General features: G+C 62.3%; 13 protein-coding genes and 1 tRNA gene. 7 read left to right on the top strand and 7 right to left on the bottom strand.

Going from position 1 to position 14,305, the window contains the following annotated elements:
• Positions 1–22 precede the first annotated feature (22 nt).
• The 4 genes from dbpA (at position 23) to P0D87_RS09270 (ending at position 4,746) form a co-directional block, all read left to right on the top strand.
• On the top strand, positions 23–1,426 hold the full coding sequence (dbpA, locus tag P0D87_RS09255) for an ATP-dependent RNA helicase DbpA (protein ID WP_053857330.1): 1,404 nt from the start codon (positions 23–25) through the stop codon (positions 1,424–1,426).
• A gap of 243 nt (positions 1,427–1,669) precedes the next feature.
• Positions 1,670–2,824: a pyridoxal phosphate-dependent aminotransferase gene (locus P0D87_RS09260; protein ID WP_053857331.1), complete on the top strand. Its 1,155-nt coding sequence runs from the start codon at positions 1,670–1,672 to the stop codon at positions 2,822–2,824.
• A gap of 130 nt (positions 2,825–2,954) precedes the next feature.
• Positions 2,955–3,749, top strand: coding sequence for an ABC transporter substrate-binding protein (locus tag P0D87_RS09265; protein WP_053857332.1), 795 nt, complete (start codon positions 2,955–2,957; stop codon positions 3,747–3,749).
• Positions 3,750–3,900: 151 nt separating this feature from the next.
• Positions 3,901–4,746, top strand: coding sequence for an AraC family transcriptional regulator (locus P0D87_RS09270; RefSeq protein WP_408636793.1), 846 nt, complete (start codon positions 3,901–3,903; stop codon positions 4,744–4,746).
• Positions 4,747–4,794: 48 nt separating this feature from the next.
• Here P0D87_RS09270 and P0D87_RS09275 read toward each other — a convergent pair whose 3' ends face one another.
• From P0D87_RS09275 to P0D87_RS09295, 5 genes are all read right to left on the bottom strand, one after another.
• Positions 4,795–5,382: a LysE family translocator gene (locus P0D87_RS09275; protein ID WP_053857334.1), complete on the bottom strand. Its 588-nt coding sequence runs from the start codon at positions 5,380–5,382 to the stop codon at positions 4,795–4,797.
• A gap of 90 nt (positions 5,383–5,472) precedes the next feature.
• A complete protein-coding gene (locus P0D87_RS09280) occupies positions 5,473–6,543 on the bottom strand; it encodes an MBL fold metallo-hydrolase (protein ID WP_053858936.1) in 1,071 nt (356 codons plus the stop codon).
• Positions 6,544–6,621: 78 nt separating this feature from the next.
• Positions 6,622–7,275, bottom strand: a complete 654-nt coding sequence (locus tag P0D87_RS09285) for a peroxiredoxin (protein WP_006050563.1) — start codon at positions 7,273–7,275, stop codon at positions 6,622–6,624.
• 286 nt (positions 7,276–7,561) lie between these two features.
• Complete coding sequence (locus tag P0D87_RS09290) at positions 7,562–8,248, bottom strand: Fe2+-dependent dioxygenase (RefSeq protein WP_053857335.1); 687 nt, start codon at positions 8,246–8,248, stop codon at positions 7,562–7,564.
• Positions 8,249–8,302: 54 nt separating this feature from the next.
• Positions 8,303–10,528: a TonB-dependent receptor gene (locus tag P0D87_RS09295; RefSeq protein ID WP_053857336.1), complete on the bottom strand. Its 2,226-nt coding sequence runs from the start codon at positions 10,526–10,528 to the stop codon at positions 8,303–8,305.
• A 351-nt stretch (positions 10,529–10,879) separates the two neighbouring features.
• Between P0D87_RS09295 and P0D87_RS09300 the strand changes: the two genes are divergently transcribed.
• A complete protein-coding gene (locus P0D87_RS09300; RefSeq protein WP_149029155.1) occupies positions 10,880–11,419 on the top strand; it encodes a hypothetical protein in 540 nt (179 codons plus the stop codon).
• Between the two features lie 72 nt (positions 11,420–11,491).
• Here P0D87_RS09300 and P0D87_RS09305 read toward each other — a convergent pair.
• Positions 11,492–11,567 (bottom strand) — tRNA-Lys (locus P0D87_RS09305).
• 203 nt (positions 11,568–11,770) lie between these two features.
• Here P0D87_RS09305 and P0D87_RS09310 point away from each other — a divergent pair.
• Both P0D87_RS09310 and P0D87_RS09315 read left to right on the top strand, forming a co-directional pair.
• Positions 11,771–12,175: a PaaI family thioesterase gene (locus tag P0D87_RS09310; RefSeq protein ID WP_053857362.1), complete on the top strand. Its 405-nt coding sequence runs from the start codon at positions 11,771–11,773 to the stop codon at positions 12,173–12,175.
• A 42-nt stretch (positions 12,176–12,217) separates the two neighbouring features.
• Positions 12,218–13,081: a patatin-like phospholipase family protein gene (locus P0D87_RS09315; RefSeq protein ID WP_053857363.1), complete on the top strand. Its 864-nt coding sequence runs from the start codon at positions 12,218–12,220 to the stop codon at positions 13,079–13,081.
• Positions 13,082–13,111: 30 nt separating this feature from the next.
• Here the strand turns inward: P0D87_RS09315 and P0D87_RS09320 are convergent, their stop codons facing one another.
• Positions 13,112–14,125 carry a D-2-hydroxyacid dehydrogenase family protein gene (locus P0D87_RS09320; RefSeq protein ID WP_044021454.1) on the bottom strand — a complete coding sequence of 338 codons (1,014 nt, stop codon included), beginning with the start codon at positions 14,123–14,125 and terminating at the stop codon, positions 13,112–13,114.
• Positions 14,126–14,305: the final 180 nt, after the last annotated feature.

Here is a 14,305-nt window from a genome sequence, read left to right on the forward strand (position 1 = left end):
GACGATCACGAGCCAACCATTTATGAACAGTCCCACTACGGCCGGCGCGCCGTTCAGCCAACTGCCGCTGCCGGCCGCCACGCTCGCGAATCTCACGCAACTCGGCTATGTCGAGATGACGCCGATTCAGGCCGCGGGTTTGCCTATCGCACTCGCCGGCCACGATCTCATCGCGCAGGCAAAAACCGGCAGCGGCAAGACCGCGGCGTTTTCTCTCGCGCTGCTCGCGCGTCTCGACACACGCAACTTCGCCGTGCAGGCGATGGTGCTGTGTCCCACGCGCGAACTCGCCGATCAGGTCACGCAGGAAATCCGCCGGCTCGCGCGCGCCGAAGAAAACATCAAGGTGCTGACCTTGTGCGGCGGCACGCCGATGCGTCCGCAAACCGCGAGTCTCGAACACGGCGCGCATATCGTGGTCGGCACGCCGGGCCGCATCATGGATCACCTCGAGCGCGGCAGTCTGCCGCTGCAATCGCTCAATACACTCGTGCTCGATGAAGCCGACCGCATGCTCGACATGGGTTTCTTCGACGACATCGCGACGGTGGTCAGGCAATGCCCGAAGGAACGGCAAACGCTGCTTTTCTCGGCGACGTATCCCGAGGGTATCGTCAAGTTGAGTCAGCAATTCCTCCGGAATCCGAAGGAAGTGAAGCTGGCCGAGCGGCACGACAATACGAAGATCCGCCAACGCTTCTATGAAGTGACCGAAGACGAGCGTCTGCATGCCGTCGGTCTGTTGCTCAACCACTATCGTCCGGTCAGCACGCTCGCGTTTTGCAACACCAAGCAGCAATGCCGCGATTTGCTCGACGTGCTGCGCGCGCAGGGTTTTCATGCGCTTGCGCTGCACGGCGAGCTCGATCAGCGCGAGCGCGATCAGGTGCTGATCCAGTTCGCGAATCGCAGTTGCTCGGTGCTGGTCGCCACCGACGTCGCCGCCCGCGGCCTCGACATCGCGCAACTCGAGGCGGTAATCAACGTCGACGTGACGCCCGATCCCGAAGTGCATGTGCACCGTATCGGCCGCACGGGTCGTGCCGATCAGGAAGGCTGGGCATTGAGCCTCGCGAGCATGAATGAAATGGGGCGCGTCGGCGGTCTGGAGCAGGCGCACAAGCGCGACGTCGAATGGCATAAGCTGTCCGAGCTCACGCCAAAGAGCAATGAGCCGCTGCTGCCGCCCATGGAAACGCTGCAGATTCTCGGCGGCCGCAAGGAAAAAATCCGTCCCGGCGACGTGCTCGGCGCGCTCACCGGCGACGCCGGTTTCGCCGGCTCGCAGATCGGCAAGATCAACGTGACGGAGATGTCGACCTATGTGGCCGTCGAGCGCAGCATTGCGCGCGAAGCGGTGCGCAAGCTCAGTGCGGGCAAGGTGAAGGGCAAGAAGGTCAAGGTCCGGCTGATGGAAGACGCCTGATCTCGTGGCGTGGGCGGCGGCGCGCGTGCGAAAAGCGGCGCGTGCTGTTTTCCACGCCGCGTCGCCGCCACGATCGCGCGTGCGTTTAAGCCATGAAATAAACGCATGCGCCGCATGACAAAGTTTCGATTGTGATGGTTCTTTGGCTGATGCCTAATCATTCAACCGGCGCTCGAGCGCAATGGACGGCTGCATACTTCGCCGCCGTCAGTCCGCCGCCGGATGAAGATAGGGAGAAGCCATATGCAGAGCGCCATGCAAGCCCGCTCGAAATTGCCTGATGTCGGCACGACGATTTTTACCGTGATCGGCCAACTGGCCGCGCAACACGATGCGCTGAATCTGTCGCAAGGCGCGCCGAATTTCGCGCCGGACGCGAAGCTGATCGACGGCGTGGCGAACGCCATGCGCGCGGGCCACAACCAGTACGCGCCCATGTCCGGCATCGCGGCCTTGCGCGAAGCGCTCGCCGATAAAGTAGAGACGCTGTACGGCGTGCGCTATGACCCCGCGAGCGAAGTAACGGTGATCGCGAGCGCCAGCGAGGGCCTTTATTCGACGATCAGCGCATTGGTGCATCCGGGCGATGAAGTGATTTACTTCGAGCCTTCGTTCGACAGCTATGGACCGATCGTCCGGCTGCAAGGCGCGACACCCGTGCCGATCAAATTGTCGCTCGCCGATTTCCGCGTGAACTGGGACGAGGTCGCCGCCGCGATCACGCCGAAGACGCGCATGATCATCATCAACACGCCGCACAATCCGACCGCGACCGTGTTCGACGACGCCGACATCGCGCGCCTGAAGGCGCTCACGCGCAACACGGACATTGTGATTCTCGCCGACGAGGTCTACGAGCATGTCGTGTTCGACGGCGCGAAGCATCAGAGCATGGCGTGCCACAGCGAGCTCGCCGAACGTAGCGTGATCGTGTCGTCGTTCGGCAAGTCGTATCACGTGACGGGTTGGCGCGTCGGCTATTGCCTCGCGCCCGCCGAGTTGATGAACGAGATCCGCAAGGTGCATCAGTTCATGGTGTTTTCCGCCGATACACCGATGCAGTACGCGTTCGTCGATGCATTGGCGAATCGCGAAAGCTATCTCGGCTTGTCTGCGTTCTATCAGCAAAAACGCGATCTGCTTGCACACGGGCTTCGCGAATCACGCTTTGAGTTGCTGCCGAGTGCAGGCAGCTTTTTCATGCTCGCGCGCTTTCGCGGCTTCTCCGATGAAACGGACAGCGACTTCGTGTTGCGCCTGATTCGCGATGCGCGCGTCGCGACGATTCCGCTCTCGGCGTTCTACAGCGACGGTACGGATTCCGGCCTGATTCGCCTGAGTTTTTCGAAAGACGACGCGACGCTGATCGAAGGCGCGCGCCGTTTGTGCGAGATCTGAAACTGCGTGCGCGTCCGCGTGGCGCCGGCATTTTTGAACGCAGTATGATCGTCGCGCCATTGCACATTCACACGCTACGTATTCGTACTACAACGCCTACTACAACGAAACCGAAGGAAAGGGACCTGCTATGAAACTGCTCAAGTCTTTGTTGGCGCTCGCTTGCGCGTTTGCATCGGTGGCGGCATCGTCCGCTGCCGTTGCCGCCGACACATCGACGCTGCGTTTCGGGCTCGAAGCGCAGTATCCGCCGTTCGAATCGAAGGGGCCGGGCGGCGAGTTGCAAGGTCTCGACATCGACGTCGGCAATGCAGTGTGCGCCGCCGCGAAGATGACCTGCAAATGGGTCGAAACATCGTTCGACGGTTTGATTCCGGCGCTGCAAGGCCGCAAATTCGACGCGATCAATTCGGCGATGAATGCGACCGAACAGCGTCGCCAGGCGATCGACTTCACGACGGTCGTCTATCGCGTGCCGACGCAGTTGATCGCAAAGCGCGACAGCGGTCTGCTGCCGACTGCCGAAGCATTGAAGGGCAAACGCGTGGGCGTGTTGCAGGCGTCGATTCAGGAGACGTTTGCGAAGACGCATTGGGAACCCGCGGGCGTCACCGTCGTGCCGTATCAGGATCAGAATCAGGTGTACACGGACCTGGTCGCGGGGCGTGTCGATGCAACGCTCGTGCTCGCGCCCGCGGGACAAACCGGTTTTCTGTCGAAGCCGAACGGCAAGGACTACGCATTCGTCGGACAACCGGTGCGCGACGACAAGATTCTCGGCAGCGGTATCGCCTATGGCATCCGCAAGGGCGATACGGCATTGCGCGAGCGCTTGAACGCGGCGATTGCGAAGGTGCAGGCGGACGGCACCGTGAAGACGCTCGCAGCGAAATACCTCGGCAATATCGACGTTTCCGCGAAGTAACCGCTTGCGGTGCGCAACATCCGCAGCGCACGCATAAGTCCGCTTGTTGGCCGCGCGTTTGACGGCTACGATAAGTGGCCTCGCCGAACTTGCGGCTTTTGACAGCCGCGCATTTCCGCGAGGCCCACGTACACCGGAGGAGGGCGCGCGAATGAGCGGAACGACAGCGGCGGCAATTCATGCGAAGCGCGCAAGCGAGCCGCATTTCTGGCGTAGCGAGGCGTTGCCGTTCATCGAGGCGCGCTCCATCGAAGACGGCCGCGAAATCTGCTACGCGAAGCACTCTCACGGAACCTTCTCCATCGGCGCGGTCACTGGCGGACGCAGCGTGTACGTGAACCGCCACGCGCGCGAATGGACCGGCGCGGGCGCGGTTGTTCTGATGAATCCCGACGACGTTCATGCATGCAATCCCATCGCCGACGAGCGCTGGTCGTATCGCATGCTTCACGTCGACGTCGCGTGGCTCACGTCGTTGCAACACGAACTCGGCTTCAGCGAGAACTACGCGTTTCGCGCGTTCTCGCAGACCATGACGACAGACGCCGAACTCTTCGACGGCCTCAATCGGCTGCATGGAATTCTGGTCGACAACGATGCGGATTTGCTGCGCAAACAAAGCGCCGCCGTGGCATTTTTCACTGAGGTGCAGCAGCGCCTGAACCCCGCGCCGCTTTCACACGACGACGCCAGCCGTCAACTCGCGAGAGCGGCCGAATTCATCGCCGACAATTGCACGCACCCGCTGAAGCTCGAGGACATATGCGAGGCCGCGGGTCTGTCCGCGTCGCATCTGATTCGCGCGTTCAAGGAGCGCTACGGCATGACGCCGCACGCGTATCTGATCAATCGGCGCATTCAGTACAGCCGCGCTCAACTGAGGCGCGGCCGATTGATCGCCGACGTCGCGCTCGACGCCGGCTTCGCCGATCAGGCGCATTTGCAGCGCACGTTCAAGCGGCTCGTCGCCGCGACGCCGGGCCAATATCGCAGTTGACTGCGGGGTTGCCGCAGTTTTCGGCGCCTCACGCGACGCGAGATCACATCACGTCACAAGCAAATACAACGCGCTCGCCGCAAGCAACGCCGCCATAACCCGATTGAACAACCTAACGCGCTGCGGCGCCTGCAAGTACTTGCGCAGAAACGTCCCGGCGTAGGCCCAGCTTGCAATCGACACATAGCAGATCACAAAGTAGATCACAGTGAATTGCCAGACGAGTTTGCCGTCGCCATCGGCGGCATACGCGCCCATGCCGGCCAGCGACGCGAGCCATGCTTTCGGGTTGAGCCATTGCATCGCCGCGCCATAGGCGAACGACGGGCCGCGCGATGGTTTGTCGGCGCCGAGCTGACCGTCATCGACGGCGAGCTTGTAGGCCATGACCAGCAGAAACGCGACGCCGGCCCATTTGACGATGCTCACGAGTGCGGGGACATGCACGAGCAGTTCATGCAGCCCGAGGCCGATCAGCAGAAGCAGCACGGTAAAGCCGACGGTCGCGCCGCTCACATGCCGCATGCTCGCGGCGAAGCCATGCTGCGCGCCGGCGCTCAGCGCGACGACGTTGACGGGACCTGGCGAAATCGACGAAGCCAGCGCGAACGCGGCCATGGAAAGCAAAGCGGACATCGGTGCCTCGATACGTGAATGCGCGGGATTGACGCGGTTCAACGGTATCGGCGGCAGGGCGGTGTGTATTGAAGGAAATTGCTATGTGCGCTACATGCCGGCATTTTCGACGACGCGGCCTTCCGCGCGCCAGCGCAGCATGCCGCCCGCAAGGTTCGCGACTTCGTCGAATCCTGCCTGGCGCAGGATCACCGTCGCTTGTGCGGAGCGGCCGCCCGCACGGCACACGGTCACGATGGGGCGCTCTTTCGTGAGCTCGGCGGCGCGCGTGGCGAGATCGCCGAGCGAGATGAGCCGCGCTGCCGGAATGCGGCCGAGCGGGCCGTTGAACTCGTCCGGCTCACGCACATCGACTATCTGCACGAAACGCAGATTGTCCTCGAGCCATTGCGGGCCGATTTCCCAGATGCCCGCGAACGTGTAGACGAGCGGCGCCCAATCAGGTTCGGCCGCTTGCGTGGGATCGCTGGCCGCAACGCCGCACTTGAGATTCGCGGGCACCGCAATGTCGATCTGCTTCGGATGCGGCAACCGCAGATTCGTCACATAGCCGACGAAGTCGTCTTCGCACAGTTCGCCGCCGAGGCGCGGATTGAAGCGCCGCTCTTCGCCGACGCTCGTCACCGTCAAGCCGCGATAATCGTGTGCCGGATAAAGCAGGCAGCTTTCGGGCTGACTGAAAATCTCGCCGTGGATCGCGCGGAACATCGCGCGTGCGTCGCCCTTCTGGAAATCGGTGCGGCCCGTGCCGCGGATCAGCAGGCAGTCGCCGGTGAACATCATCGTGCCCTCGTCGAGCGCGAGGCTGATGCAGCCGTTCGTGTGGCCTGGCGTCGCGCGCACTTCGAGCCAGCGCGTGCCGAACTCGCATCGGTCGCCGTGATTCAGATAGCGGTCCGCACCTTCCGCGCCGCTTGCCGTCGATATGGCGATCGCGCTGCCGGTGCGGCGTTTGAGCATCCAGGCGCCCGTCACATGATCGGCGTGGACGTGCGTGTCGATCGTATAGAGAAGGCGCAGCCCGAGTTCCTGGATCAGCGCCGTATCGCGGCGCACCTGCTCGAATACCGGATCGATCAGAATGGCCTCTCGCGTCGTGCTATCGGCGAGAAGATACGTGTACGTGGACGATTGCGGGTCGATTAGTTGGCGGAAAATCAGCAAGGTTGTTTTCTCCGTGGCGCGCATCGTCGAGACAACCGGGCGCGTGGCGGCGCCCGGTTTTACTGCGCCGCAATCTCACCGTGGCTGTGCAACGTACCGCAGATACGGCTTCAAGGTCTTGAAGCCCTCAGGGTATTTCTTCGCCGCATCATCGTTCGAGACGGATGTCGGAATGATGACATCGTCCCCCGGCTTCCAGTTCACGGGTGTGGCCACCGTATGCTTCGCGTTCAACTGCAACGAGTCGAGCAGACGCAGCACTTCGTCGAAATTGCGCCCGGAACTCATCGGATACACGAGCATGGCTTTGACCTTTTTGTCCGGCCCGATGATGAACACCGAGCGCACGGTCGCGTTGTCCGCCGCGGTGCGCGTGCCGCCGCCCGCATTCGGGTGGATCATGTCGTAGAGCTTCGCGACGTTCAGATCCGCGTCGCCGATGAGCGGATAGTTGACCGCGTGGCCCTGCGTCTCTTCAATGTCCTTCACCCACCTCTCGTGATCGCTGACGGGGTCCACACTCAGGCCGATGATCTTCGTGTTGCGCTTTTCGAATTCGGGCTTGAGGCCGGCCATGTAGCCGAGCTCGGTCGTGCAGACGGGCGTGAAATCCTTTGGATGCGAAAACAGGATCACCCAATGGTCGCCGATCCATTCGTGGAAACGGATTGTGCCTTCGGTGGTTTCCGCGGTGAAATCGGGCGCTTCTTCTCCAAGTCGAATCGACATCGTCATCCTCCATGAGAATGCGCCGGGGAGGTGCACCGGTTCTCGGAGCTGCAATCCCCGGGCTGCCTGAATCTTCGATCAGGCGATTGCTTGACTCACGATCAGCCTCCAGCCACCTGGACTGTGATTGTGCGGGAGGACCTTGCGCACGCGTGAAGGCGGAGTGCTCGCCGGATTGCTGTGCTGCGCAAACACACGGATGCGCCACGCGTCGCGCTTAAAGCGTAGGACAAAAATGCGCATCGCTCTAGCCAGCTTGCAGGGCAAATCCGCCGCTATTGCCGATTTACGTTTCGCTCCACATGCGCAGCAGGTTGTGATAACAGCCGACTAGCGTGCGGCGCGCGGCATCGTCCGCGTTCGAGGCGTTCAAACGCTGGATCGCGCCGTCGATGTCGAACAGCATCGCGCGCTGCGTGTCGTCGCGCACGAGGCTCTGTACCCAGAAGAAGCTCGATACGCGCGCGCCGCGCGTCACGGGCCGCACCTGGTGCAGACTCGTGCCCGGATAAAGGATCGCATAGCCTGCGGGCAGCTTCACTTCCTGCACGCCGAAGGTGTCTTCGATCAGCAGTTCGCCGCCGTCGTACTCGTCGGGCGGCGTGAGGAACAGCGTGACCGATAGATCGGTGCGCACGCGCACGCCGCTGCCGGGCACGAGGCGAATCGCGCCGTCGACATGGCTGCCGAAATGCATGCCGCCTTCGTAGCGGTTAAAGAGCGGCGGATAAACCTTGTTCGGCAGCGCGGCGCTGATGAAAAGCGGATGCCGTTCGAGCGCCGCGATGATTCTGTCGCCCATTTCGAGCGCGATGGATGAGCCTTCCGCGATCTGCTGGTTGCGCTTGACGGGCGCGCCCTGATAGCCCGCGGTCGCGCGGCCGTCGACCCATGCGTCCGTGGCCGCTTCGAGTTGCGCACGCATCGCGGCGGTGTCGGCGGGACTGAATACATCGGGGATCGAGACAATCATCGTTGGACTTTCCTGCGAAACCGCGCGTTGTGCTGCTGATCGCCGCCTCGGCGATCAGAAGAACCGATAGTTTAGCGTCGCGAGGAACGTGCGGCCGTTGCCCGGCACCGCGCGTCCGCCGTCCGATGGAATCAGCGCGTCGTAGTAGTTCTTGTCCGTCAGGTTGAGCACGTTGAACTGGACGTCGTACTTTTTCGCGTGATACGCGGCCATCGCGTCCCAGCGCGTATAGCCGCCGACCTTCACGAAGTTGTTGTTCGCGGCGTAGCGCGACGACGTGTAGATCGGCCCGCCGCCGATTTCCCAGTGCGGCGTGAATGCGTAGGTCGTCCACAGCGTCAGCATGTTGCGCGGCGTGTTCGCGGGCGTCTTGCCGGCGGTGCCGTCGAGCGCCTTCAGAATCGTCGCGTCCATGTACGTGTAGCCGCCGAACACTTGCCACTTGTTCGTGATGTGGCCGGCCACGCCGAGCTGGTAGCCGCGCACGCGCACGTCGCCGTCGAGCGTGTAGCTGCCGTCCGAGTTCAACGTCCGCGCGTTCGTCTTTTCGATGTTGAAGAGCGATTGCGTGACCGACAGACCGCCGCCGAGCAGGTCCCACTTCGCGCCGACTTCATACGACTTGTTATGCTCCGGCGGCAGATTCTGCTGCTGGTTCGTGAGCGTCAGCGCTTCGAGCGACGGATTGAACGACGTGCCGTACGACACGTAGTAGGACTGCCAGTCGGTCGGCTGCCAGATCACGCCGCCGCGCACGCTCGTGAAGTAGTTCGTCTGCGTCGCATACGAAGGCACATTGATCGAGTTGTGAATCGACGCTTCGTAGCGGTCCCAGCGCAGGCCGCCCACCACCTTCCAGTGTTCGCCGATCGACACCGTATCGTTCGCATAAACGCCGACGCCGTTCGCGCTCGACTCCGCGAGATTCGTCGCAACGGTTTTCGCATTCGACGGACGCTTCGTGTACGACGGATCGACGAGCGGCACGATGGCGATCGTGTTCGACGGCAAACCCGGCGTCGTCGTCGTGAAGCTCTGGTTGCTGTACGTCTCGTGGCTCAGATCGACGCCCGCAACCACTTCATGCTTGATGAAGCCGGTGTTGAATTTTGCCTCGACGTCCGTCGAGTTGTAGACCGAGTGGTCGTTGATGTTGCGGTCCTTGCCCTGCAGCTTCACGAACAGTTTCGACGGATCGATGCTCGTGAAATTGCCGTTGGTCAGCGCCGTCGATGTCGGCAGCGGACCCGTGAGCACCGAGGCCGCGTTCGTCGCGCGCGCTTCCGTGCTGTAGTGGCTGAACTGCGTCTGATTGCGCACCTTCAGGTTGTCGTTGAAGCGGTGTTCGATGCGCGCGTTCAGCGTTTGCACGTCCTGCATCGTGCGGTCGTCGGTGAAGCCGTAGAACGTGCCGCGATTGACCGGCGCTGGGTGGCCGTTGAGCGCCGGAATGCCGTAGTCGGGCTGATCGCGGTTGTGCTGGATCAGCGCGGACAGCGTGATTTCGGTCGGCGTGCCGATGCCGAATTTGACTTCGGGCGCGACGCCGTAATCCTTGCTCTTCATCACGTCGCGCGACGAACCCAGGTCCTGGCCGAACGCGTTGATGCGGAACGCGGACGTCGACGTGATCGGCGTATTCAGGTCGACGGTCGTGCGATAGCGGTCGTGCGTGCCCGCTTGCACGGACACGTCCGCGCGCGGCTTGAGCGTGGGCTGCTTGCTGACCTGATTGATGACGCCGCCCGTCGAGCCGCGTCCGAAGTACAGCGACGACGGGCCGTACAGCACGTCGATCGATTCGAGGTTGAAGGTGTCGCGATAGTACTGGCCGCGATCGCGGAAACCGTCGAGATAGATGTCGGTGCGCGCCGAGAAGCCGCGCAGGTTGATGTTGTTGCCGATCTGTCCGCCTTCCGCGGCGCCGATGGTGATGCCCGGCACATTGCGCAATGCGTCCGTAAACGAGCTCGCGGCTTGCGATTGCAGCACCGACTTCGGCACCACGACGGCGGCTTGCGGAATGTCGCGCAGCGCGGTCGGCACTTTTGCGCCGACGCTCGAGACGTCAGCCGCGAATTCCGCGGACGGGCCGCTTTGACCGGTCACCTTGACGGCGGGCAGCGTGGCGCTGTCGGCGGTCTGGGTGGGCGTGGAAGTCGAAGTCGAACTGGATGACGCGGGCTGGGCGCCGGTCGCGGGCGTTGTCGTCGTTTGAGCGTAAAGCGGCGTCGCGAACGCGACCAGAACGGCCGCCGCGAGAGGCGTGTTTCGGAACATCTCAATACCCTGTCGTTGTCGCTATTGTTCTGATTCGACGGACGCCAGCGCCCGTTGCAGCACCGACAGCCGGACTGTCTGCGTCAAAGGGCTGGACCCATCGTCTTGTTCTCAAATGAGAATCAGTATCATTACACGGATGATAATAGTTCGCAATAATTCGTTACGCATCTGTAACACGGCGGCGGGGGGAATGTGCGGGGGTTTGGCGCGATGTGGGAATGATGGCGCATGACGCGCTCAACCTTGGGCGGTGTCGGCGGATGGTGAAAAGATCCACCGTCTTACGATTTGCCTACTATATTTCGTCATATTCAAGACAGATTCGTGACATGCCGTAAACAAGGCTTGATGCACTGGATCCGCCGCAAGGCGGCACAGAGGATTGCCCGCACGGAGGTCGTGATGAAAGCGAAGAGTCGGCGAATTGGGCGGTTGGCCCGCGTAGCTGCATGGGGTACGGTGGCGTTCCTGGCGGTTCCGGGAGCGGCATCCGCGGCGAATGGGGGCACGATACATTTCTCCGGCGCGCTCGTCGGTCCGCAGTTCAATATCACGACCGTGCGACAAACACCTGCGCCGCGGTCGGATACGCTCTGGACAGGACACGACGGGTCCGCGGTCACTGTGACGTTCGCGGCGCCACCCGGCGGCGCGCCAAGCGCTGATGTGACGTTGCGGATCAACGACGGTGCAGCGTCACGCATCGGCGCCGCCGCGCTGGATACCGTCGCGACGTCTTTCATCGACGGCACAGGCCGTACGGCCAAGCCAGGAGCGGACGGTCAGTACCACGTGGGCGGCGCGGGTGGCGTATTGTCGCTCGGCGCGAAAAGCGGCAATGTGCCTTCGGCGAACAAACCGGTGACGGTCGTGGTCAGCTACGACTGACGGGTTTGCTTGGGACGCAGATCCAATGCAAAAAGGGTTACAAGCAATCGCTTGTAACCCTTCGAAATTCTTTGGTGGGGCGTGAGTGACTCGAACACTCGACCTACGGATTAAGAGTCCGCTGCTCTACCAACTGAGCTAACGCCCCAACAGAAGCGAAATTATGCAGGATGTTTTTGGGCTTGCCAAGCCCCCTTAGCAGATTTCTTAAAAAAACCGCTCCCACTTCGAATCGTCCCTCAACGAAAGCGCTGCCTCCGAAAAGGCGCTGCGCCGGGCATCCCGGTATCATGTCGCGGACTCGCGGACACTTGCCGCTCACGCTCCGCGCGGCCTTCGACGGGAATCGCCATGGACGACAAAGAGACTATCGATCTGCTCGACCGCATCCTCGCGCCGTGGGTCCGCGAACTGGCGCTCACGCCCGTCAAAGCCGATGCGGAAGGCGCCACGCTGCGCCTGCCTTTCGCCGGCGCGCTGCGTCATTCAGGCGGCGTGATCTGCGGCCAGGTGTTCATGGCCGCCGCCGACACCGCGATGATCGTGGCGATTTCCGCGGCGCTAGGTGGCTTCAAGCCGATGACCACCGTGTCGCTCAACATCAGCTTCATGCGCGCCGTGCGCAAGGGCGACGTGCTCGTCACCGCGCGCGTGCTGCGCCTCGGCCGCAACCTCGTTTTCGGCGAAGTGGAGCTGTTCGACGAGACCGGCAACATGGCCGTCCACGCGACCACGACGTACGCGCTGCTCGAATAAGCAAAGCGGCGCGCATCATAAGACAAGGCACCAGGAAATAAGATGTTCGATCAGGTCGTATTCGCCGGCGGCGGCAATCGCTGCTGGTGGCAGGCGGGTTTCTGGGACGTCGTGCAACCGGAACTGCGCATCCGTCCACGCGTCATCACGGGCATTTCGGCGGGCGCGGCCACCGCTTGCATGCTCTACACGCGCGATTCCGAGTGGGTCATGCGCTATTACGAAGACGCGCTGCGCCACAATTCGCGCAACGCTTATTGGGGCAACCTGCTGCGCGGTCAGTCGGTGTTTCCGCATTACCGCATCTATCGTCAGGCATTGCTCGACATCTACGGTGAGAAGTTTTCGTCGCTTGCCGATGCGCCCGAGATTCGCATCGGCGTTTCACATTTGCCGCGCTGGCTTGGCGCGCGCAGTGCGGTCGCCGCAGGACTCATCGCGTACAACATCGAAAAATATGTGCGCAAGACCTTGCACCCGACGCTTGGTCAGACGCTCGGTTTTCATCCGGAATTCGTGCGTGCGCAGGATTGTGCGACCGTCGAAGATCTCGCCGATCTGATTCTGCAATCGTCGAGCACGCCGCCTTTCACGCCGGTCTTGCGGCGCAACGGCCGCCCGGTGCTCGACGGCGGCATGGTCGACAACGTGCCGGTCGGCGCGCTTGACGCCGATGCGCCCGGCAACGTGCTCGTCATGGTGACGCGCCTTTATCCGCGGCCGCAGATGTTCGTCGTGCCGCACGGCGTGCAGCAGCGCCTCTATGTGCAGCCGTCGCGCAAAGTGCCGATCTCGAGCTGGGACTACACGAGCCCCTCGCAGATGGTGCATGCGTACAACCTCGGCCGCGCGGACGGCGGGACCTTCCTCGAACGCATGCCCGACCTGCTGGAGTTTGCCGCCTGACGCAGGACGCCTGACGCCCGCGGCTATCGCTTAGCGCCGACGTCCACCCTGCAACGCTTCGGGATTCGCCACGCTGGCCGTGTCGCCGGCATCGAAAGCCAGAATGTTTTTGAACGCCGCGCTGAAGTACAACTCGTAGCTCTCGCGCTCGACATAGCCGATGTGCGGCGTGCAAATCACATTCTCCATGCGCAGCAGGCTGTAGCCCTGCAGGATCGGCTCGCTTTCATACACGTCGATCGCGACCATCCCCGGGCGATTGTGCGACAGCGCGCCGAGGAGCGCGTTGTCGTCGAGCAGCTCGGCGCGGCTCGTGTTCACGAGCAGTGCGGTCGGCTTCATGCGCATCAGATCTTCCTGCTTGACGATGCCGCGCGTGTCGTCGTGCAGCCGCAAATGCAGCGACAGCACATCGCTCTGCTCGAACAAGGCTTCGCGGCTCTCGGCCACGCCATAACCGTCCTCGCGAGCGGCTTCGCGTGAATGCTCGCGGCCCCAGATCAGCACATTCATGCCGAAGGCCTTGCCGTAACCGGCGACAAGCCGCCCGATCTTGCCATAGCCCCAGATGCCCAGCGTCTGACCGCGCAACACCTGACCCAAACCGAAGTTTGGCGGCAGCGCCGAAGTCTTGAGCCCCGACTGCTGCCAGGCGCCCTGCTTCAGGTTCGCTACGTATTGCGGAATGCGCCGCTGCGCCGCCATGATGAGAGCCCACGTCAGCTCGGCCGGCGCGATCGGTGAGCCGCTGCCTTCGAGCACGGCGATGCCGCGCTCGGTACAGGCCGGGAGATCGATGTGGCTGGACACTTTGCCGGTCTGGCTGATCATGCGCAAACGCGGCAGTTTGTCGAGAAGTTGCGAGCTGATGCGGGTGCGTTCCCGAATCAGGACCAGCGCGTCGACTTCCGAAAGACGGCTCGCGAGTTGCCCGAGTCCGCGGACGGTGTTGTTGAAAACTTTGACTTCGTGATCGGCGAGCAATTGAAAGCAGTCGAGCTTGCGAACGGCGTCCTGATAGTCGTCGAGGATGGCAATCTTCATGGTATGTGTCTTGCGGCGCACCATGGCGGTGCGGAACGGAGTGTTATGCTGACTGTCCCATCATGTGACCCAAGTCACATGCCGGTTTAGCTGAATGCCTTACCGTAGCAACTACCGCGTAGAACGATAGCGCTACAGCAAGGCCGATTGACATCGTTTTTAACAGTTTGTTGAGTGTAC

Source organism: Paraburkholderia sp. RL17-368-BIF-A (assembly GCF_046054045.1).
Taxonomy (GTDB): Bacteria; Pseudomonadota; Gammaproteobacteria; order Burkholderiales; family Burkholderiaceae; genus Paraburkholderia; species Paraburkholderia graminis.